Origin of the sequence: Methylorubrum populi, from assembly GCF_002355515.1 — a bacterium.
In the GTDB taxonomy this organism is placed as follows: domain Bacteria; phylum Pseudomonadota; class Alphaproteobacteria; order Rhizobiales; family Beijerinckiaceae; genus Methylobacterium; species Methylobacterium populi_A.
On sequence record NZ_AP014809.1, the window covers coordinates 732,713 to 753,064 of the forward strand.

17 protein-coding genes are annotated in these 20,352 nt (G+C 69.5%); 14 read left to right on the forward strand and 3 right to left on the reverse strand.

Annotation, left to right across the window (positions count from 1 at the left end; translation table 11 throughout):
• Positions 1–10: 10 nt before the first annotated feature.
• The 4 genes from MPPM_RS03350 (at position 11) to MPPM_RS03365 (ending at position 6,302) form a co-directional block, all read left to right on the forward strand.
• Positions 11–1,711 (forward strand): flotillin family protein, encoded by a 1,701-nt coding sequence (locus MPPM_RS03350; RefSeq protein WP_096483842.1) that lies wholly within the window; start codon positions 11–13, stop codon positions 1,709–1,711.
• Positions 1,712–1,914: 203 nt separating this feature from the next.
• On the forward strand, positions 1,915–4,101 hold the full coding sequence (locus MPPM_RS03355; RefSeq protein WP_096483843.1) for a TonB-dependent siderophore receptor: 2,187 nt from the start codon (positions 1,915–1,917) through the stop codon (positions 4,099–4,101).
• Positions 4,102–4,246: 145 nt separating this feature from the next.
• Positions 4,247–5,170 carry an oxygen-dependent coproporphyrinogen oxidase gene (gene hemF, locus MPPM_RS03360; RefSeq protein ID WP_096483844.1) on the forward strand — a complete coding sequence of 308 codons (924 nt, stop codon included), beginning with the start codon at positions 4,247–4,249 and terminating at the stop codon, positions 5,168–5,170.
• Between the two features lie 13 nt (positions 5,171–5,183).
• Complete coding sequence (locus MPPM_RS03365; protein ID WP_096483845.1) at positions 5,184–6,302, forward strand: ATP-dependent DNA helicase; 1,119 nt, start codon at positions 5,184–5,186, stop codon at positions 6,300–6,302.
• Between the two features lie 303 nt (positions 6,303–6,605).
• On the opposite strand, the gene MPPM_RS03370 is transcribed toward MPPM_RS03365, so the two are convergent.
• Positions 6,606–7,883 (reverse strand): aspartate aminotransferase type Ic, encoded by a 1,278-nt coding sequence (locus MPPM_RS03370; protein ID WP_096483846.1) that lies wholly within the window; start codon positions 7,881–7,883, stop codon positions 6,606–6,608.
• Between the two features lie 411 nt (positions 7,884–8,294).
• Here MPPM_RS03370 and MPPM_RS03375 point away from each other — a divergent pair, with 411 nt between their 5' ends.
• Complete coding sequence (locus MPPM_RS03375) at positions 8,295–8,975, forward strand: response regulator transcription factor (protein WP_096483847.1); 681 nt, start codon at positions 8,295–8,297, stop codon at positions 8,973–8,975.
• Between the two features lie 109 nt (positions 8,976–9,084).
• On the opposite strand, the gene MPPM_RS03380 is transcribed toward MPPM_RS03375, so the two are convergent.
• Complete coding sequence (locus MPPM_RS03380; protein WP_096483848.1) at positions 9,085–10,521, reverse strand: flagellin N-terminal helical domain-containing protein; 1,437 nt, start codon at positions 10,519–10,521, stop codon at positions 9,085–9,087.
• A 452-nt stretch (positions 10,522–10,973) separates the two neighbouring features.
• On the reverse strand, positions 10,974–11,264 hold the full coding sequence (locus MPPM_RS03385; protein WP_096483849.1) for a PilZ domain-containing protein: 291 nt from the start codon (positions 11,262–11,264) through the stop codon (positions 10,974–10,976).
• Between the two features lie 218 nt (positions 11,265–11,482).
• Here MPPM_RS03385 and MPPM_RS03390 point away from each other — a divergent pair, with 218 nt between their 5' ends.
• From MPPM_RS03390 to flbT, 9 genes are all read left to right on the forward strand, one after another.
• A complete protein-coding gene (locus MPPM_RS03390) occupies positions 11,483–12,043 on the forward strand; it encodes a hypothetical protein (RefSeq protein ID WP_096487696.1) in 561 nt (186 codons plus the stop codon).
• Positions 12,044–12,188: 145 nt separating this feature from the next.
• Positions 12,189–13,445 carry a DUF1217 domain-containing protein gene (locus MPPM_RS03395; protein ID WP_096483850.1) on the forward strand — a complete coding sequence of 419 codons (1,257 nt, stop codon included), beginning with the start codon at positions 12,189–12,191 and terminating at the stop codon, positions 13,443–13,445.
• 5 nt (positions 13,446–13,450) lie between these two features.
• Positions 13,451–14,179, forward strand: coding sequence for a flagellar basal-body rod protein FlgF (flgF, locus tag MPPM_RS03400; RefSeq protein ID WP_096483851.1), 729 nt, complete (start codon positions 13,451–13,453; stop codon positions 14,177–14,179).
• A 7-nt stretch (positions 14,180–14,186) separates the two neighbouring features.
• Positions 14,187–15,515 (forward strand): flagellar protein export ATPase FliI, encoded by a 1,329-nt coding sequence (gene fliI, locus MPPM_RS03405; protein WP_096483852.1) that lies wholly within the window; start codon positions 14,187–14,189, stop codon positions 15,513–15,515.
• Between the two features lie 82 nt (positions 15,516–15,597).
• Entirely contained in the window at positions 15,598–16,809 is a 1,212-nt protein-coding gene (locus MPPM_RS03410; protein WP_096483853.1) for a flagellar hook protein FlgE, read from the forward strand.
• A 78-nt stretch (positions 16,810–16,887) separates the two neighbouring features.
• A complete protein-coding gene (gene flgK / locus MPPM_RS03415; RefSeq protein ID WP_096483854.1) occupies positions 16,888–18,357 on the forward strand; it encodes a flagellar hook-associated protein FlgK in 1,470 nt (489 codons plus the stop codon).
• Positions 18,358–18,364: 7 nt separating this feature from the next.
• On the forward strand, positions 18,365–19,417 hold the full coding sequence (locus MPPM_RS03420; RefSeq protein WP_096483855.1) for a flagellar hook-associated family protein: 1,053 nt from the start codon (positions 18,365–18,367) through the stop codon (positions 19,415–19,417).
• 44 nt (positions 19,418–19,461) lie between these two features.
• A complete protein-coding gene (gene flaF, locus MPPM_RS03425; protein ID WP_096483856.1) occupies positions 19,462–19,812 on the forward strand; it encodes a flagellar biosynthesis regulator FlaF in 351 nt (116 codons plus the stop codon).
• Positions 19,813–19,858: 46 nt separating this feature from the next.
• Entirely contained in the window at positions 19,859–20,350 is a 492-nt protein-coding gene (gene flbT, locus MPPM_RS03430; protein ID WP_432419852.1) for a flagellar biosynthesis repressor FlbT, read from the forward strand.
• The last annotated feature ends 2 nt before the right edge of the window (positions 20,351–20,352 follow it).

Below are 20,352 nucleotides of genomic sequence, written 5' to 3' on the forward strand. Positions count from 1 at the left end.
ATCGCTCTCGATGGACATGGTCAGTTCCGGCATCGTCAACCTGCTGGTCATCGCCGGCATCATCGTCGTCGCGCTGCTCGGTATCGGCTTCGTGTTCAGCCGGCTCTACCGGCGCACCACCCGCGACACCGCCTTCGTCCGCACGGGTCTGGGCGGGCGCAAGGTCGTGGTCGATGGCGGCGCGGTGCTGCTGCCCGTCTTCCACTCCATCGCCATGGTGAACCTCAACACCCTGCGTCTCGAAGTGAAGCGCTCGGGCAACGAGTCGCTCATCACCAAGGACCGGCTGCGGGCCGACATCACGGTCGAGTTCTACGTCCGGGTCGAGCCCAAGGAGGAATCGATCGCGCTCGCCGCGCAGACGCTGGGCGACCGCACCAACGATGCGATGCTGCTGCGCGAACTGATCGAGGCGAAGTTCGTCGATGCGCTCCGCGCGGTCGCCGCCGGCATGACGCTGCCCGACCTGCAGGAGAAGCGCGCCGCCTTCGTGAAGGGCGTGCAGGAGGCAGTGTCGGGCGACCTGCGCCATAACGGCCTCGAACTCGAATCCGCCTCGCTGACCCGCCTCGACCAGACCTCGATCGAGCATTTCAACCCCGACAACTCGTTCGACGCGGAAGGCCTCGCCCGGCTCAAGGAGATCACCGAGCAGCGCCGCAAGGAGCGCAACGCCACCGAGCGCGACGCCGAGGTGGCGGTGGCCGAGAAGGACCGCGAGACCGCGCTCAAGCAGCTCGAGATCAAGCGCACCACCCGCGAGGCCGAACTCGCCCAGGAGCGCGACATCGCCAACAAGACCGCCGAGACCCGCGCCGAGACCGCCCAGGCCGAGCAGCGCGCCCAGCAGAGCGAGGAGACCGCGCGGATCGAGCGCGAGCAGGCGGTGCGCCTGCGCGAGGCCGAGGCGCGCAAGAACTCCGAGGGCGCCCGGATCGAGGCGGATCTCGCCATCGCCCAGCGCAACGCCGAGGCCGAGCGCGAGCGCCAGCTCGTGCTGCAGGATAACGCCATCCGGATCGCCGAGCGCTCGCAGAAGGAATCGGAGGCCCGCGCCGCCGCCAAGGCCGCCGAGGCGCTGGCGGTGGCCGCGGAAGAGCGCGTCGCCACGGCGAAGGCCAAGGAGATCGCGGAGCGCGAGCGCGAGATCGCGGTGATCGCCGCGAAGCGCGAGGCGGAGCGGGACGCCACCGGCGTCACCGTGACGGCGGAGGCCGAGCGGCGCGCGGCGGAGGACCGGGCCAACGCCATCACCACGCTGGCCGAGGCCGAGGCGACCGCCGCCGCCTCGAAGGCGGAGGCCATCGCCAAGCTCGGCCAGGCCGAAGCCGAGCGCGAGCGGGTGATGAACGAGGCCCGCAACGCCCTCTCGGCGGAAGCGCGCAACTACGAGACCGGCCTGAAACGCCTCGGCATCATCCCGGACGCCCTGCGCGAGAGCATGCGGGCGGTGGAGAAGATCGACTCGATCCGCATCTTCGACGCGGGCGGCATGATGGGCGGCAGCAGCAACGGCGCGTCGGCGAGCTTCGGTGACAGCCTGTCCGGCCACCTGCTGCGCTACCAGTACAACAGCCCGATCCTCGGGGCGATCCTGAACGAAGCGGGCTTTGCCGACGGCAAGGGCAGCCTCGACGCCTTGGTCGGCGGGCTGCGCAACGGCGCCGCGGTCGAGCCGGCCGCCCAGGCTCAACCCGGCGCGGCCGCGTGACCGAATAGCAACAGCAAGACACGAAAGCTCGAAGATGCGGCGAGGCATGTTCTTGCGAAGAACATGCCTCGCTCTTGAACGTAAACACGGATCAGCTTCATGTTTCAAATCGTTCTACTTCAAGAAATTTAGCCTGTGTTGCGAAGCCTGACACCGCTGCTCTAGCTGCGCCTTCAGCGAAGAACGGTGGGTTGGTTTTCTCAATGTCCTCTGCGTTGCGTCATCGTCTGTGTCACGGCGTAGCCGCCCTGCTGGTGAGCGCGGCAGGCTTGGGCCAATCCGGCGCGGCCCTGGCGCAGGAGGCGGTGACTCTGGAGACCTTGAGCGTCGAGGGATCCGGCCGTGGCGGCGCCGGCCTCGGCGGGGCGGGCGCCGAGAGCGCCTTCGGCCCCGTGCCCGGCTACGTGGCCAAGCGCAGCGCCACCGGCACCAAGACTGACACGGCGCTGAAGGAGACGCCGCAATCCATCTCGGTCGTCGGCGAGCAGCAGGTCCGCGAGCAGGCGGCCACCAGCGTGCAGGAGGCCCTGCGCTACACGGCGGGGGTCGCAGCGGAGGCCTACGGCCCGAGCACCCGCGGCGACTATCCGCGCATCCGCGGCTCGGACGCGGCGATCTTCCTCGACGGCCTGCGCCTGAAGGATCCCGACGTCTTCAACGAGCCGCGGCCCGATCCCTACACGCTGTCGCGCTTCGAGGTGCTGCGCGGCCCCGCCTCGACCCTCTACGGCTCGAGCCCCGTCGGCGGCCTGATCAACCTCGTTTCGAAGAGGCCCCTCGACGTGCCCTACACCGAGGCGGGCGTCCGGTTCGGCAATTACGGCTGGAAGGAAGCCTTCACCGACTCCACCGGGCGCCTGAGCGAGGACGGGCAGTTCCTCTACCGCTTCGTCGGCATCGGCCGGCTCGCCGACGCGCAGACCGACTTCGTCGCCAACGACCGCTACGTCATCAACCCCTCGGTCACGTGGCGCCCCTCCGCCGACACGACCTGGACTCTGATCGGCCTGCACCAGAAGGACGCGTTCGGCGCCTCCGACGCCTTCCTGCCCCGCGAAGGCTCGCTCTATGCCGGCCCCAACGGCTTTATCCCGCTGAGCCGCTTCACGGGTGATCCGAACTTCAACCGCTACGAGACCGAGACGAGTTCGATCACCAGCCTGTTCGAGCACCGTTTCGACGACAGCCTGATCCTGCGACAGAACCTGCGCTACAGCCACATCGACGGCACGTACCAATCGGCCTACGGCAACGTCTACACGCTGACGCCGAGCGCCGACCTGCCGAACGCGCCGTTCCTCGATCCCGCCCGCCGGACGGTCGACCGGTTCACCTACCGGGTCAGCTCGGTCAAGGACCGGATCACCACCGACACCAACCTGCAGGGGCGCTTCGACACCGGGCCGGTCTCGCACCTGGTGCTCGGCGGCGTCGATTTCCGCCAGCAATGGGACAGTACGCGCACGGGCTTCGGCACCGATCCGCGCCCGTTCGACCTCTACGCGCCGGTCTATGTCGGTGTGACGCCGCCGGATCTCGGCGCGCCGACCGCGCTGTCGCAGAGCCAGACCGGCCTGTACCTTCAGGATCAGATCAAGTTCGGCCAGTGGATCGTGCTCGCCACCCTGCGGCACGATTGGGTCAACAGCGCCACGCGCGGCGCCGAGAGCGTCGCGAGCGAGGCCACCACAGGCCGCGTCGGCCTGATGTACGCCTTCGAGAACGGGCTGACCCCGTACGTCTCCTATGCGACCTCGTTCACCCCGATCTTCGGCGCCAATGTCTGCGCCGGCGGCGCCTGCCGGCCGATCGAGGGCGAGCAGATCGAGGGTGGCTTCAAGTACAACCCGACGCCGTGGTTCGCGGTCAACGCGGCGATCTACGACACGACGGAGCGCAACCGCCTCGCCCCCGATCCGAGCGGCCTGCCGATCTCGATCCAGACCGGCAAGGTCAAGATCCAGGGCGGCGACATCGAGGCGATCGCCACCATCAACAACGACACCAACATCATCGCGAGCTACGCCTACACCGATGCCCGCTACGCCGCCGGCGACAATGCCGGAGCGCGGGTCGAGACGCAGCCGCTGCACCTCGCCTCGCTATGGGTGACGCACCGCTTCACCCTCTCGGAGGTGCCCGGCTCCTTCCTCGTCGGCGGCGGCGTGCGCTACATCGGCGAATCCTTCGACGGCTCGCTCAACAGCTTCAATACGCCCGCCGTGACGCTCGCCGACGCGCTGATCGGCTGGGAGGACGCACATTGGCGCGCCCAGCTCAACGTCTCCAACATCGCCGACACCAAGTACCTCTCGACCTGCCTCGCGCGGGGCGACTGCTTCGTCGGTACCCGGCGCACGATCCTCGGCAGCCTGACCTACAAGTTCTAGAGCATCGTCCCGAAAGGTGCCCTCCGGCTTTCGGAAAAAGACGATGCAGCAACAGAAGTTTAGAGCATCCTCCTGGACCCGGCATCCAAGACGATGCTCTGAGCCCGAATTGACGGATCGTCCCTCGGGTGGGAAAGCCACTCGCATGAGCGATGCGACGGCTTCTCCCCTCCCCTCACCCGACGACCTCGCCGCGCTGAAGAGCGAGGCGGGGAGGTGGTTCGCCACCCTGCGCGACCGGATCGTCGCCGCGCTGGAGCAGTTGGAGGATGAGGCGACGGGCCCGTTCCATCCGGACGCGCCGAAAGCGGCCGGAAGATTCGAAAAGACGCCGTGGCAGCGCACCGACCATAGCGGCGCGCCGGGTGGCGGCGGCGTCATGGCGATGCTCAAGGGCCGCGTGTTCGAGAAGGCGGGCGTCCACGTCTCCACGGTGCACGGCGAGTTCGCGCCGGAATTCCGGGCGCAGATGCCGGGCGCGGCGGAAGATCCGCGCTTCTTCGCCACCGGCATCTCGCTGATCGTCCACCCCTGGAACCCGAACGTTCCGACGGTGCACATGAACACCCGCTTCGTCGTGACGACGAAGGCGTGGTTCGGCGGCGGCGCCGACCTCACCCCCGTGCTCGACCGGCGGCGCACCCAGGACGACCCCGACACGCAATTCTTCCACGCCTGCCTGCGCGAGGCTTGCGAGGCGCACGCCCCGGCGGTGAACTACGAGAAGTACAAGGCGTGGTGCGACGAGTATTTCCACTTGAAGCACCGCAACGAACCCCGCGGCATCGGCGGCATCTTCTACGACTATCACTGGACCGGCGACCACCAAGCGGATCTGGCCTATACCCGCGATGTCGGCGGGGCCTTCCTCAAGGCCTATCCCGAGATCGTCCGGCGCAACGTCGCACAGGCCTGGACCGAGGCCGACCGGGAGGAGCAGCAGGTGCGGCGCGGGCGTTACGTCGAGTTCAATCTTCTCTACGACCGCGGCACCATCTTCGGCCTCAAGACCGGCGGCAACGTCGCCTCGATCCTGTCCTCGCTGCCCCCCACGGTGCGCTGGCCCTGAGGGCCGTCCGGCCATGTCTGAGTCCGTTCCCACCCAGTTCGCCCCGCAGCAGGATGCGGCGCTCAAAGCCATCGCCCGCTGGCGCAAGGAGGGCGGCGACCAGGTCTTCCGCCTGTTCGGCTATGCCGGCACCGGCAAGACCACGCTCGCCCGCCGCATCGCCGACGACATCGACGGCCCGGTCGTCTACGGCGCCTTCACCGGCAAGGCGGCCTCCGTCATGCGCCAGAAGGGCTGCCACGACGCGGCGACGATCCACTCGCTGATCTACCGCAGCAAGGAGGGCGACGAGGGCGGTCCGACCTTCACCCTCAACCGCTCGGGACCTGCGGCCAAGGCCGACCTCATCGTCATCGACGAGTGCTCGATGGTCGATTCCGATCTCGGCCACGACCTCCTGTCCTTCGACAAGCCGGTGCTGGTGCTGGGCGATCCCGCGCAGCTGCCGCCGGTGCGCGGCGGCGGCTTCTTCACCGAGGCCGAGCCCGACGTGATGCTCACCGACGTCCACCGCCAGGCCGCCGACGACCCGATCGTGCGCATGGCGATGACGATCCGCGAGGGCGGCCGGCTGGAGGTCGGGGAATACGGCGAGAGCCGGGTGATCCGCCGCCGCGACATCGATCCGGCGCACGTGCTCGACTGCGATCAGGTTCTGGTCGGCCTCAACCGCACGCGCCGCCTCTACAACAACCGCCTGCGGGAACTCGCCGGCCATACCGACCCGATGCCGTCGGTGGGCGAGAAGCTGGTCTGTCTCCGAAACGACCGCACCAAGGGCCTGCTCAACGGCTCGACCTGGACGGTTCAGGCGCTGCGCGCCCCGCCCCGCCCCGACACGATCCGCCTCGACGTGGTGCCGGAGGACGACCCGGCCGTGCGCCGCCGGGCGGTGGACATCAAGGTCCTGCGGCAGGTGATCGAGGGCTCGGAGGAAGAGATCCCGCTCTTCCTGCGCCGCGAGACCGACGAGTTCACCTACGGCTACGCGCTCACCGTCCACAAGGCGCAAGGGTCGCAATGGGACAAGGTGGTCCTGTTCGACGAATCCTACGCGTTTCGCGAGCACCGGGCGCGCTGGCTCTATACCGGGCTGACGCGGGCGGCGCAGGCGATCACCGTGGTGGTGTGATGCCGTCTCCGGATGATCACTTCGGGAAGAGCCGCACCCCTCTCCCCGCCGTGCGGGGCGAGGGCTCAGCCGACCCCGTCGTCGGCTGAGCGAGCCGGCAGGCGAGGGTGAGAGGGCCTCGAAGGATGAGCCTCCTCCGATCAAGCCCCCTCACCGCCGCTCCGGCTTCGCCTCCGCTTCCCGCAGGCACGACAAGGTGCCTGCGGGCCTCCCCCCGCACGGCGGGGAGAGGGGAGGAGCCAAGTCAAATCCGAATCTGATCGACCGAAACCCTGAGCATCACATGCGCAGAACGGCTCCCCCTCACCCCGCCGCCCGCGCCTCCACCGCCGCAAGCAGCGTGCAGAGCGCCACCGCCTCCGCCGCCTGACGTACGGCATCGAGCTTCGGGAAGGTCGGCGCGATCCGCAGGGTACGGTCGTGCGGATCCTTGCCGTAGGGGTGCGTCGCGCCGGCCGGCGTCAGGGCGATCCCCGCCTCGCCCGCGAGCCGGACCACCTGCGAGGCCGTGCCGTCGGCAACATCCAGGGTGATGAAGTAGCCGCCGAGCGGCCGGCTCCAGCGGGCGACGTCCCAGCCATCGAGGCGGGCGGAGAACGCCTCCTCCACCGCGGCGAATTTCGGGGCGATCAGGGCGCGGTGACGGTCCATATGCGCGGCGATCCCGGCGGCGTCGCGCAGGAAGCGGACGTGACGGAGCTGGTTCAGCTTGTCCGGCCCGATGCTGCGGCGCCCGGCCTGGGCGAGATACCACTTCACGTTCGCGGGCGAGGCGGCGAGCATGGCGAGGCCGGCACCCGCCAGCGTCACCTTCGAGGTCGAGGCGAACACGATTGGCCGATCGGGATGCCCGGCCTCGGCACAGGCCTCCAGGATGTTGGGAAGCGAGGGCCGCGCCGCGGTGAGGTGATGCACCGCGTAGGCGTTGTCCCACAGGATTCGGAAATCCGGGGCCGCAGCCTTGAGCGAGGCCAGCCGGCGCACGGTCTCATCGGAATAGGTTTCGCCGCTCGGGTTCGAGTATTGCGGCACGCACCAGATGCCCTTCACCGACGGGTCGGCCGCCTCGCGCTCGACGGCGTCCATGTCCGGCCCCTCCCCCGTCATCGGGATCGGGATCATGCGGATGCCGAAACCCTCGCAGAGGAAGAAGTGGCGGTCGTAGCCGGGCACGGGGCAGAGGATCGTGATCGGCTCCTGCTTCGACCACGGCCGCTCGCTGCCGGGCACGCCCTTGAGGAGCGCGTAGACGAGCACGTCGTGCATCAGCGCGAGGCTCGAATTGTTGGCAATCACGATCTGCTCGGGCGGCGCCCCCAGCACCGGAGCGAACAGCGCGCGGGTCTCGGGCAAGCCCTGGAGGTTGCCGTAGTTGCGCGCGTCGGTGCCGTCCTCGGCGGTGGTGTCGCGATTGCCCGGCAGGGCCAGCATCTCGGCGGCGAGGTCGAGCTGGTCGGAGGCCGGCTTGCCGCGGGTCATGTCGAGCTTGAGCCCCTGCGCTTTCAGGGCCTCGTACTCGCCGCGCAGGCCGGAGCGCAGCTCCGCCAAAGCCTCGGGCGACAGGGTGGACAGCGACGGCATGGGGTTCCTCTCGGGCGGGAAGGGGCTTTGGCAGGGCCGAGCCAGCGTTCGAGCCCGCGGCGGCGCGCCGGTCAAGATCGTTCGGCCCGGAAAGGGGTGCGCCGCGACGAGGCTGCGCGGTCACACTGTGGCACATCCGTCACGAACCGGGGTGCGGCACGAACAAACTCCTAACGTTTCCTCACCCGCAAGCTTGGCCTTAACGCGTCGTTAACCATTCCCGCCAAAAAGCTCAAACCGTCAAATGTTGGACGGAGCGGCAGGCAGAAGGGGTCGACCGAAGGCCGACACACCATGCGGGCCGTCAACCGACAGCATTCGACAACCCTTTAACAATTCAATTGGCCATGGCGACCCGCGAACAACCTTCGCGTCGGGCGCAATGACCTCGCACATCTTCGAGCATTGACGATGTATATCGTTGTCGACGAGCGGCAGAGCGTCACCGATCACTACGTTGCCGGCTTCGGTGCCGAGGGCGTGAGGGCGCAGGGATTGGCCGTCGGATCCATGAAGGGCTGGCTCGACGCGACTCCCCGGATCGATGTCGAGGCGATCGACGGCTTCCTGATCGGTGACTGCGCCGACCGCGCCTCCTGCACCGTGGCGATCCGCTCGCTCAGCCGGGCACCGATCATCGCCCTCAACGAGACCCGCTCCCTGGAGCAGACGCTGGCCCTGTTCACCGCCGGCATCGACGACGTGGTACGCAAGCCCGTCCATGTCCGCGAGATCATCGCCCGCGCCACCGCGATCCGCCGCCGCACCGGCCGGGGCGTCGAGCCGGCGCCGGCCCCGGACCGGGCCGGCCGCCTCAAGGTCTATACCGACGGGCGCGACCCGGAGATCGACGGCGCCTGCCTGATTCTGCCCCGGCGCGAGCGGCACATCCTCGAATACCTCGCCAAGAACCGCGGCCGGCAGGTGACGAAGGGCCAGATCTTCACGGCCGTCTACGGCGACCTCGACACCAGCGTCGAGGAGAGCGTGGTGGAGGGCCATATCAGCAAGCTGCGCAAGAAGCTGCGGATGCGGCTCGGCTACGACCCGATCGAGGCCAAGCGGATGGCCGGCTACACCTTCGTCGGCTGACGGTCCCGCGCGAAACTCCTGAATCAAGAAAAGGCCGCGCTCGGGGTGAGCGCGGCCTTTTCGCTTGTCCGGTTGGGCCCGCCCGCGAGGGATGGGCCCGCCCTTCGGCTTAGCGGAACAGCGAGAGGACGGTCTGGCTGCCGGAGTTGGCGATCGAGAGCGCCTGGACCGCGAGCTGCTGCTGGGTCTGGAGCGCCTTCAGCTTGGTCGACTCCTCCTCGATGTCGGCATCGACCAGGATGCCGATGGTACGGTCGTTGGCCTTCATCAGCGTGTCGACGAAGGTCTTCTGGCCGTCGATCTGGGTCTTGCTGGCACCGAGCTTGGTGCCGGCATCCGTCACCTTGGCAAGCACCTTATCGACCTGGGTGATCAGGGCCTGGAGCTTCGTGTCGCCGGTCGTTCCCGTCAGGGCGGAGATGTCGATCGAGGCGACGGAGAACCCCGTTCCAGCGGTGTCCACCGTATCGAGGATACCCTTGCCGCTCGTGGTCGTGGCGGCGGTGCCGGTGCCGGTGCGGGCATCGGTGCCCGCGGTACCGACCCCGAAGCCGAGCCCGAGCTTGGCCGGGGCCGTCATGACCGTATCGGTGACGCCGGCCAGGTTCTGGATCGTGATCTGGGCGTTGTTGCCGGTACCCGTGGCCGTCGTCACGAACTGCAGGCGGCCGGACGAATCAAGCGAAGCCGTCACCTTGCCGCCAAGGCCCGTCGCGCCCGTCCCCGAGGCAGCGATCTGGTTATTAATCGCATCGAGAAGTTCGGAGGTCGTGACCTTCGACAGGTTCGCAGCCGCCGACTTCAAAGTCGTTTGGTCGAGACGGATCGTGGCGGTTGGCGGGGTTCCGCCGCCGAGCGACAGGGTGAAGACTTCCTGGTTCTGGCCACTGAAATCGGCGGTGCCCGCGATACCGACGCCGCCGCCCGGACGGAATGCGGCGGTGCCGGTCAGTGAGGTCGTACCCACGACAGCGCCGGAGGTGCCGGCGACGGCGACGGTGGAGCTAGAGACGTCGTAGAGCTTGATCGCGTCGACCTGCACGTCGACGGTCGAGAAATTGATCGTTCCGCTCGCGGCGCGCGAGAAGCCGGCGATGACGGAGCGCGTCCCCTGGTAGGTGGTCGTGTCCGTGGAGTCGACCGAAAGCCAATTCTGACCGCTGGAGTTCGAGGAATCAGCGGTCGACTTCATCTTGCTCTGGATGGCGGCGATCTCGGTCTGCACCTTCGCACGGTCGACACCCGGCTGCAGCGCGGTCTGCAGCTTGGCGCGCAGGTTCTGCAGATCCGACAGTACGGAGTTGAGGCCGTTGTAAGCGGTGTCGACCGCCGAGGAGCCGAGACCGAGCGAGTCCTTCACCGCCGACAGGGCAGCGTTATCGGTGCGCACCGTCGTCGCGATCGACCAATAGGCAGCGTTGTCGGCGGCGGCGGAAACGCGCTGTCCCGTCGAGACGCGGTTCGAGGTAGCGTCGAGGTTGCTGTTGATGCTTTTCAGCGTCGTCAGCGCGGTCATCGCCGAGTTGTTGGTGAGCAGGCTGGTCACAGGTCAGACTTCCGGCAAAAAGAGGGGGGACGGTTCTCAGGACCGGACTCGCACCGGTACGGCCGCACGGCCCTATCGAGAGGGCCGCGGCGAGCCCCTGAGGGCTCGTTTCGCCGCGCATCACACCTCCGGACTCGCACCGGATCAACGGACCGACATCATGTCTATGAACCCGTCGGAGGGTTCACCCGCTGGCCTCTTCTCGAAGGCGGCTCCGCATGGTTGCGGAAGGCGCCTCGCGATGGGCCAACAATGGCCGCCTCCCGTTACGAAGCGATTAAGCGAGCCTGCCCGGCACCGTCCCGCCGCACGCCCTCCACAGGTCGGCCTCACGTCTGTGGAGAAGAGGCGAGAGCCGTCTCCGACCTGATGGCATCAGGCCGGCGTCCCTCGGTCCTTGTTGTGACACGTATTCTTTCGCCGAATCGGCGACCGCTTCGACGGGCGGCGCTCTAAACGACCGGCTCGCCCTCGAAGACGAGACCCGCGAAGTTGCCGCGCCGCCAGCACAGCCGGGCGGTCACCGTGCGCAGGTCGTGGGCGGCGATCACGAGGGGAAAGGTCTCCGGCAGCGCCTGTTCGGGCGCGATCCGGATCTTGGCACCCCGCGGAGAGAGGTCGCGCACCGTGCAGGCGACCAGACGCTCGGGCCCGAGGACGATGCGTCCCTGCTGAACGACGCGGTGCCGCCTGCCCGCCCGCGTGACCGGCTTCGGCAAAACAGCTTCTCGCGCATCGGCCATGCTCGCCTCCGGCGGCTCACTCGGGCTTCGGCTTAACAACGGTTCGAAGCGCTGTCGATCAGACGGAGTGAGACGCTACGCCCCCTTCGCGCGGCGTCGTTAACCGGGCGTCAAGTATAACAGTACACGGATCGTGAACCTTAACGTTTTCGCCCCGGTGAGCGCGACACGAATACCTTTCGTGCGTGGCGCTCCGGGACCGGTCCACCGAGATCCGCATGACGCCCGATCCCATCCGGCGCTCCTCATCCGGCAGCGCGTCACGCCTTCCGTCTCGGCCGCTGGCGGGAAGCGTGGTCGCCCGCCGTGCCCGGGAAGCGTCGGGCGAGCGCACCGTGCTGGCCGGCCTCGTCCTGCTCGCTCTGACTGCAAGCGGATTTGCCGGCTACGCCATCTCGACCGGCACTCACGGCTACGACGTGCAGGCCGTGCTTCCGGCCGGCATGGCGCCGTTCGCCTGGAAGAAGACTGTGGCGCAGGGCCGCCTCGCCGACCCCGATTTCGATCCCGTCACCACCGGCTCGCTGCCCGACCGCCCGGTGGCTCCCGGCCCGCAGGTCCCGGCGGAGCCGCCGGCGCCGCCCCCCGCCCTTTCCGCAGGCACCTACACCCTGCGCGGCGTCGCCGACGGCGTCGCCACCGTGGAGAGCCGCGAAGGACGGCTCACGGTCTCGCTCGGCAGCACCCTGCCCGGCGCGGGCCGCGTCCTGTCGATCCGCCGGACCGGTGCCGGCTGGGTCGTGATCACGACCGAGACGATCATCGGGCCTGCCTCGTGACACGGGTTCGTATCCCGGCCAGGCGGCCGTGCCTCGGCGGGCAAGCCTGGAGCAAGCGTACCGGCCTAGAGGCGGCATCGGATCCTGCCCTCGCTGCCGAACCGATGGCCGCGGTCCTCCCGCGCTCCCGCCCAGGCGCCCGCCCGTGACCGACACCCTCACCAGCTACCGGCTGATCGCCAAGGACCTCACCGCCTCCCTTCGGCGGAAGGCCGCCGAGCCGAGCGTCGCCCGCGAGACCGCCTACTACGAGGCCAATATCGGCCGGGTGAAATCGGTCGACGATCTTCTCGGCGACCAGCGTCTCTACGCCTATGCCATGAAGGCTTACGGCCTGGAGGAGATGACCTACGCCAAGGCGTTCATGCGCAAGGTGCTGGACGAAGGCGCCGCCAGCGCGGCGAGCTTCGCCAACCGTCTGGCCGACGAACGCTATACCACCTTCGCGAAGGCGTTCAGCTTCGGTCAGGGCCTGACCGCGCAGGGCACCGACCCCGCGAGCTTCGGCATGCCGGCCGGTGCCGCCTCGCTCAGCGCGCCGAAGCGCCTGGCCGACGCCTACGATTTCAGCGGCCGGGCCGAGACGAGCTTCGTCGTGGAGTCCCGGATCGACGCCGCGACCACGCAGTCGGTAACGGTCCGGCTCAACGCGCAGACGCTGGCCGGGCGGGTGGCGGATCTGTCGAAGGTGACGCCCTCCGAGATCGCGGCAGCGGTGGCCGCGCAGATCGCCGCCTCCGATCTCAAGGGCAAGGTCCAGGCGGGTCTCGCCGCCGACGGGAGCCTGTTCTTCGAAACAACCGCGCTGACCGATCTCGGCGCCGACGGCGTCTATGGCGGCTCAGGCATGAACGCCGATACGCTGGTGAGCGCCGGCGGGGCCAAGCGCAGCCTGACGATCCGCAACGCGCCGCTCTCCACCGCCGACAGAGTGGCCGCCGATGTCGGCTTCGGCACGGATCTGGGACCGGACGCGATGGCGCAGACCGTCACCCAGGCCTATCTGCGCCAGTCGCTGGAGAGCGAGGCCGGCGACGCCGATACCGGCGTGCGCCTCGCCCTCTACTTTGCCCGCAAGGCGCCGACGCTCACCAGCGCCTACGACATCCTCGGCGATGCGGCGCTGAGCCAAGTCGCCAATACGGTGATCGGCCTGCCGGCGACGAGCGGCGCGGCCACGAGCGAGGCGCTCGCCCGGCGCGCCGACCTGATCGCCAAGAAGATCGATATCGCGAGCCTGCGGGATCCGGCCAAGCTCGACGCCTTCGTGCGGCGCTTCGCGGCGATCTGGGACGCGCAGAACAACACCGCCAGCGCCCCCGTGCTGGCCCTGTTCACCGGCACGGGCACCCTCGACGCCGAAACGCTCCAGAGCCTGCAGACGGCGCGGATCGGAGCCTGAGCGCCATGCAGAGCAGCCTCTACGTCGCCCTGTCGAGCCAGATCGCCCTCGAGAAGCGTCTGACGACCACCGCCAACAACGTCGCCAACATGGCGACCGCCGGCTTCCGGGCGGAGGAAGTGACCTTCTCGGAACTGCTCGCCCGCTCGAACCGGGGCGAGGTCGCCTTCGTCGGACCCGGCAAGAACTCGATCTCGCGGGCGGCCGGCCAGACGACGAAGACCGATTCCGCCCTCGACGTCGCCGTCCAGGGCGATGCGTGGCTCGGGGTCAAGGGACCGAAGGGCGAGACGCTCTACACCCGCGACGGCCGCCTGACGATGGATGCCAACGGGCAGTTGCGCACGGTGGGCGGCCTGCCGGTCGTCGATCCCGGCGGCGGCGCCCTGCTGCTCGATCCCCAGGCCGGCCCGCCGAAGATCGGCCGCGACGGAAGCATCTACCAGGGTGTCAATCAGGTTGGCGCGCTCGGCCTGTTCGCCCTCGATCCGAAGGCCGCGCTGACGCGCTCGGGCGAGAACGCCGTCGCCGCGAGCATGCCGGGCCGCCCGGTGCAGGACTTCACCCGGATCGGCCTGGTTCAGGGCTATGTCGAGGGCGCCAACGTCAATCCGATCCTGGAGATGACGCGGCTCATCGCGATCCAGCGCGCCTTCGAGAGCGCGGCGACGATGACGTCGGAGGCCGACAACACCCTCACCGGCGCCGTCAAGACGCTGGGTCCGCAGGGTTAGCCCGACGATGACCCTGAACGCCATCGAGCGCCTGGAGAAGGCGATGGAGGCCGGGCGCCGCGACCTGCCGCTGGTTCGCGTCGGCGGACCGGTGCGCGAGGTGACCGCCAGCGCCGCGCGGGTCGCGGGCGTGTCCGCCTTCGTGCGGCTCGGCGACCGCATGGGATTTTCCGCGGACGGCCGGGTGCAAATCGGGGAAGTGGTGCGCATCGACGCCGCCGGCGCCACCGTGAAGCCGTTCGAGAGCCGGATCGAGGCCGGCATCGGCAGCTGCGCCCACCGCATCGGCCCGGCGCAGCTGCGCCCGGACCCGCGCTGGAAGGGCCGGGTGATCGACGCCCTCGGCCGCCCCGTCGACGGCCTCGGCCCCCTCGCCGAGGGGCCCGACAGCGTGCCCCTCGACGCAGACCCGCCCGCGGCGATGACCCGCGCGCGGGTGAAGGCGCCGCTGCCCACGGGCGTGCGGGCGATCGACCTGTTCACACCGCTCTGCGCCGGCCAGCGCATCGGCATCTTCGCCGGCTCCGGCGTCGGCAAGTCGACCCTGCTGGCGATGCTCGCCGGCGCGCAGGGCTTCGACAGCGTGGTGGTGGCGCTGGTGGGCGAGCGCGGGCGCGAGGTGCGCGAGTTCCTCGAAGGACCGATCGCCGCCTCGCGCGACCGCGCCGTGATCGTGGTCTCGACCGGCGACGAGAGCCCGATGATGCGCCGCCAGGCACCGAAGGTGGCGCTGGCGGTGGCCGAGTCCTTCCGCGACCGCGGCGAATCCGTGCTGCTCATCGTCGATTCCGTGACCCGCTACGCCCACGCCGCCCGCGACGTGGCGCTGGCCGCCGGCGAGCCGGCGGTGGCACGCGGCTACCCGCCGAGCGTCTTCTCGGACCTGCCGCGCCTGCTCGAACGCGCCGGCCCCGGCGCGGAGGGCACCGGCACCATCACCGGCATCTTCTCGGTGCTCGTCGATGGCGACGATCACAACGATCCGGTCGCCGACTCGATCCGCGGCACCCTCGACGGCCACGTGGTGCTCGACCGCGCCATCGCCGAACAGGGCCGCTATCCGGCGATCGACCTCCTCGGCTCGATCTCGCGCCTCGCGGGCGAGGTCTGGACCGGCGATCAGCGCGAGCTGGTGCGCAAGCTCAGAAGCATGATGGCCCGCTTCGAGGAGACGCGGGACCTGCGCCTGATGGGCGGCTACCGCGCCGGCAGCGATCCCGACCTCGACCAGGCCGTCACCCTCGTGCCGCGGATCTACGAGGCGTTGCGCCAGGAGCCCGGTCAGCCCCCGAGCCGCGACGCCTTCCTCGAACTCGCCCAATCGCTGCGGGGCTGACCTTGCCCCGCAGAACCTTCAGCCCCGCGCAAGCGACACCGTGTCCACTGCGCCCGAATTCGAAAGTCAACGAGGTGTCCGCATGAGTCTCATCGGCGTGCTCCGCACCGGCGTCTCCGGGATGAACGCTCAGTCGAACCGCATCTCGACGGTGGCCGAGAACATCCAGAACGCCAGCACCACCGGCTACAAGCGCACTTCGGCCGAGTTCTCGTCGCTGCTGCTCGATACCGGGGATGTCGGCAACTACAATTCCGGCGCGGTCGAGACCACCCTGCGCCGCTCGGTGAGCGAGGGGGGGCCCATCGCCTCGACCAATTCCGACAAGGATCTCGCGATCCAGGGCAACGGCTTCTTCGTGGTGAGCGATGCCGGCGGCGCGCCCTTCATGACGCGGGCCGGCAACTTCGTGGTCGACGGCAAGACCGGCAACCTCGTCAATGCCGGCGGCTTCACCCTGATGGGCTACAGCCTCGCCAACGGGACGCCGAACCCGGTTCTCAACGGCGTGGCCGACCTCAAGCCGGTCAATGTCAGCGTGATGGGGCAGGAGGCGCGCCCCTCCACCACCGCCACGATCGGCGGCAACCTCTCCTTCGAGACGCCGGTCTACGATCCGACTGCAACCGGCGCCATCGGCTACTCGAAGAAGAACTCGCTGAAGGTCTACGACAATGTCGGCCAGCCGGTGACCCTCGACGTGCAGATGACCAAGACCTCCGCCAACACGTGGTCGGTGAACTTCTTCAACCCCGCGGCACCGGCCACGTCGATCGGTTCGACCACCGTGACCTTCGACGGCAACGGCAAGGTCAGTGGCGGAGGGTCGGCCGTGGTGAACGTACCGAATGGCCGCAGCGTCACGGTCAACCTCGGCAGCCTCACGCAGCTGTCCGGCGACCACAACCTGTCCGGCACGGCCGACGGCTCCTCGCCGACGGCAGTGAGCGGGACCGCCTTCGGCGAGGACGGCACCGTCTACGCGGTCTATTCCGACGGCACCCGCAAGGCCGCCTTCAAGGTGCCGCTGGCGGACGTGGCGAGCCCCGACAACCTGACGCCCCGGGCGGGCAACGTCTTCACGACGAGCGCCGAGTCCGGCGACATCCAGATCGGCTTCGCCGGTCAGGGCGGGCGCGGCATCCTGAAGGCCGGGGCGCTCGAACAGTCGAACGTCGACGTCAGCACCGAGCTGACCACCATGATCGAGTCGCAGACGGTCTACACCGCCAATTCCAAGGTGTTCATGACCGGCAACGAGCTGCTCGAAACCCTGATGAACCTGAAGCGCTGACGAGGAACGTCGCCGCCTCCGGGTGCGCCGGCCCTGCATCGGCGCACCCGTCTCGTACCGCGTCCCAGGAACCGACCGATGGGTCTCACCCTCGCGCTCAACACCGCGCGCGCCTCGCTGCTCGCGACCTCGAACCAGATCGCCGTGTCCGCGCGCAACGTCGCGGGCGCGAACGATCCCGGCTACTCGCGCAAGATCGCGTCGCTGGTCGCCGGAAGCGCGGGCGGCGCCACGGTGACGATCACCCGCGCGGGCGATCCGGCGCTCTATGCCCGCACGCTCGCGGCCTCGTCCGACGCCGCCCGCGGCGACGCGCTGCTGACCGGCCTGACGAAGCTCGCGCAGACCATCGGCGACACCGACGACCCGACCGCGCCCGCCGCACGGCTCTCGACGTTCAAGGCCGCTCTCCAGGCCGCCGCCAACCAGCCCGACAACCCGCAGCTCGCCCGCGACGCGGTCGAGGCGGCCAAGGCGCTCGCCGGAAGCCTGAACCAAGCGGCGGATACGGTCCACGCGGCCCGGGCGGAGGCCGATGCCGGCATCGCCGACTCGGTGGACCGCATCAACGATCTCCTCGTCCGGTTCGACGCGGCGAACCGCGCCGTCGTCAAGCTGACGGCGCTGGGCGCTGACGCCACCGACGCGCTCGACGACCGCGACCGCATCCTGACCGCGCTCTCGAGCGAGATCGGCGTCACCGCCGTGAATCGCGAGGGCGGCGACATGGCGCTCTACACCGATGGCGGCGTCACCCTGTTCGAGCGCGGTCCCCGGACGGTGGCGTTCTCCCCCACCTCCACGTTCGTCGCCGGCACCGTCGGGGGCACCGTGACGATCGACGGCGTGCCGGTGACCGGGTCCGCCTCGCCGATGCCGCTCGCCTCCGGGCGGATCGCCGGGCTCGCGAGCCTGCGCGACGGGGCGGCGCTGAGCTACGAGGCGCAGCTCGACGCGCTGGCCGGCGGCCTGATCGGGACCTTCGCCGAGAAGGATGCCGTGCCGCCCTACGGCGCATCGCTGAGCGGCCTGTTCACCGCGGGTGCCCGCGCGACCCTTCCCGACGGCACCGCCGCCGGTCGCAACGGCCTCGCGGCCGCGATCGCGATCAACGCCGCCGTCGATCCCGCCCAGGGCGGCGATCTCACCCTGCTGCGCAGCGGCGGCATGAACGGCAGCGACTACGCCGATCCCGGGGCGGCCGGGGACGCGGCCTATTCCGGCCGCCTGCGCGACCTCGTCACGGCGCTCTCCGCCCCGCAGCCCGTCGATCCGGCGCTCGGCCTCGGCACGGCCTCCAGCCTGACCGACCTTGCCGCCGCCTCCGCGGGATGGCTCGAGGCGCAGCGCAAGGACGCGACGACCAACGCCTCCTATCAGAAGACCCTGCTGAGCCGCGCCAACGAGGCGCTCTCGAACACGGCGGGCGTCAACGGCGACGACGAGACCGCCCTCGCGCTGCAGCTGGAGCGCTCCTACAGCGCCTCGGCCAAGCTCATCTCGGTCGTCAACGACCTTCTCAAGACCCTCCTCGACGCGGTGCGGTGATACGGCCATGATGACGACGGGCTTCATCTCGAGCCTCAACCTCTGGAACGCGCCGCGCACCGGCGTCTCGCGTCTTCAGTCCGATCTCGCGACCGCGACCAAGGAGATCAGCACCGGCCGCTTCGCCGATATCGGGGCGACGCTCGGCGGCGGCGTGTCCGGAGCCTTCGGGCTGCGCGGGCAGAACGCCGTGCTCGCCTCGCTGACCCAGAGCAACGCCGCGGCCTCGGCCCGGCTCGAGGCCACGCAGAGCGCGCTTCAGGAGATCCAATCCGCAGCGGAGGCGACCCTCAACGAACTCACGGCGCTGCCCGCCGAACAGCGTGGCGCCCAGGCCGCGGAATCCGCGCACACCCGTCTCGCCGCGCTCGCCGGCGCCCTCAACACCAGCGCGGGCGGCCAGTTCGTGTTCGGCGGCACCAACAGCGCGACGGCCCCTCTGACGCCCTACGAGGGCAACCCGACCTCGCCCGCGAAGGCGGCGGTCGAGGACGCCTTCACGCGCTTCTTCGGCTTCGCCCCCGGGAGTCCGGCCGCGTCCGGCATCACGCCGAGCGAGATCAAGGGCTTCATCGACGGGATGCTCACCGGGCGGTTCACGGAGGTGAACTGGAGCCGGACGTGGTCGGCAGCGTCGAGCCGGACGATCGACAGCCAGATCTCGCTCACCGAGACCGTCACCACCTCGGTGAGCGCCAATGCCGAGCCGTTCCGCCAGCTCGGCATGGCCTACGTCATCGCCTCGGCGCTCGGCCTGTCGGACCTGTCGCAGGCGGCGCAAACCGTGGCCACGGGCACGGTGATGGACCTGCTCGGCAAGGCCACCCGGAGCCTCACGACGATGCGGGCCGATCTCGGACGCACCCAGAGCCAGATCACGGAGGCGAACGGGCGCATGGCCAAGCAGACCGCGCTGCTGACCGGGCAGATCCGGGACCTGGAGAGCGTCGATCCAGCGGAGGCCAAGTCCCGCGTCGACGCCATCACGACCCAGATGCAGATGTCCTACGGGCTGACCGCGCAGCTGCGCAGCCTCAGCCTGATCAACTTCATCTCCTGAACGCCGGCATCCTTTTAGAAACCGAGTACGGAGCGTAGGCCCCGATGTATCGCCTATCCTATGCCGAGATCATGGAAGACGCGCCCGACCTCGGTCGCGAGCGCGAGCGCGCGGCGTTCGACCGGGCACTCGGCCTGCTGCGCTCGGCCGAGGCGCGCGGACCCGCGGCCGGTTCGGAGCGGAACGCCGCGGTCGGATCGATCCAGGATCTCTGGAACGTGCTGATCGCCGACCTTCTCGACGCCGAGAACGCGCTTCCGGAGGCCCTGCGCGCCGATCTCGTCGCCATCGGACTGTGGAACATGCGCGAGGCCGGGGCGGTGCTGAACTCGCCCGAGCGCAGCCTCGCGGCCCTGATCGAGGTCAACACCTCGATCCGCGACGGATTGCAGTGAGGGACGCACGATGACGCGCGAGACCGGCCGGGGTGCCGCCCGCACCATGCATCTGAGCCTGAAAGCGGGCGAGCGCGTCTACATCAACGGCGCGGTGGTGCGCGTCGACCGCAAGGTCGCGCTCGAACTGATGAACGACGCGACCTTCCTGCTGGAGGGTCACGTTCTCCAGGCGGAGGAGGCGACGACGCCGCTGCGCCAGCTCTACTTCGCGGCCCAGACCATGCTGATCGCGCCCACCCAGGCCGGCGCGGCCCGGGCGCTCTACGCCCGGATCGAGGAGGGAATCTTCGCCGCCACCACGGAGCCCGGCATCCGCGACGGGTTGGCGGCGGCGCACGCCCTGGTCGAGGCCGGCCGCGCCTTCGAGGCGCTCAAGCTGATCCGCGGTCTCTACCCGGCCGAGGCCGAACTGCTCGGCGCCGCGGGCCCCCTCCCCGAGGTCCCGCCCGCCGCCCTCGTTCCGCCGACCCGATCCGGCCCCCGCCGTCGGTCCCCGCCGCGGGCCCGGCCGGCACTCCCCTCCGACAAGGCCTGAAC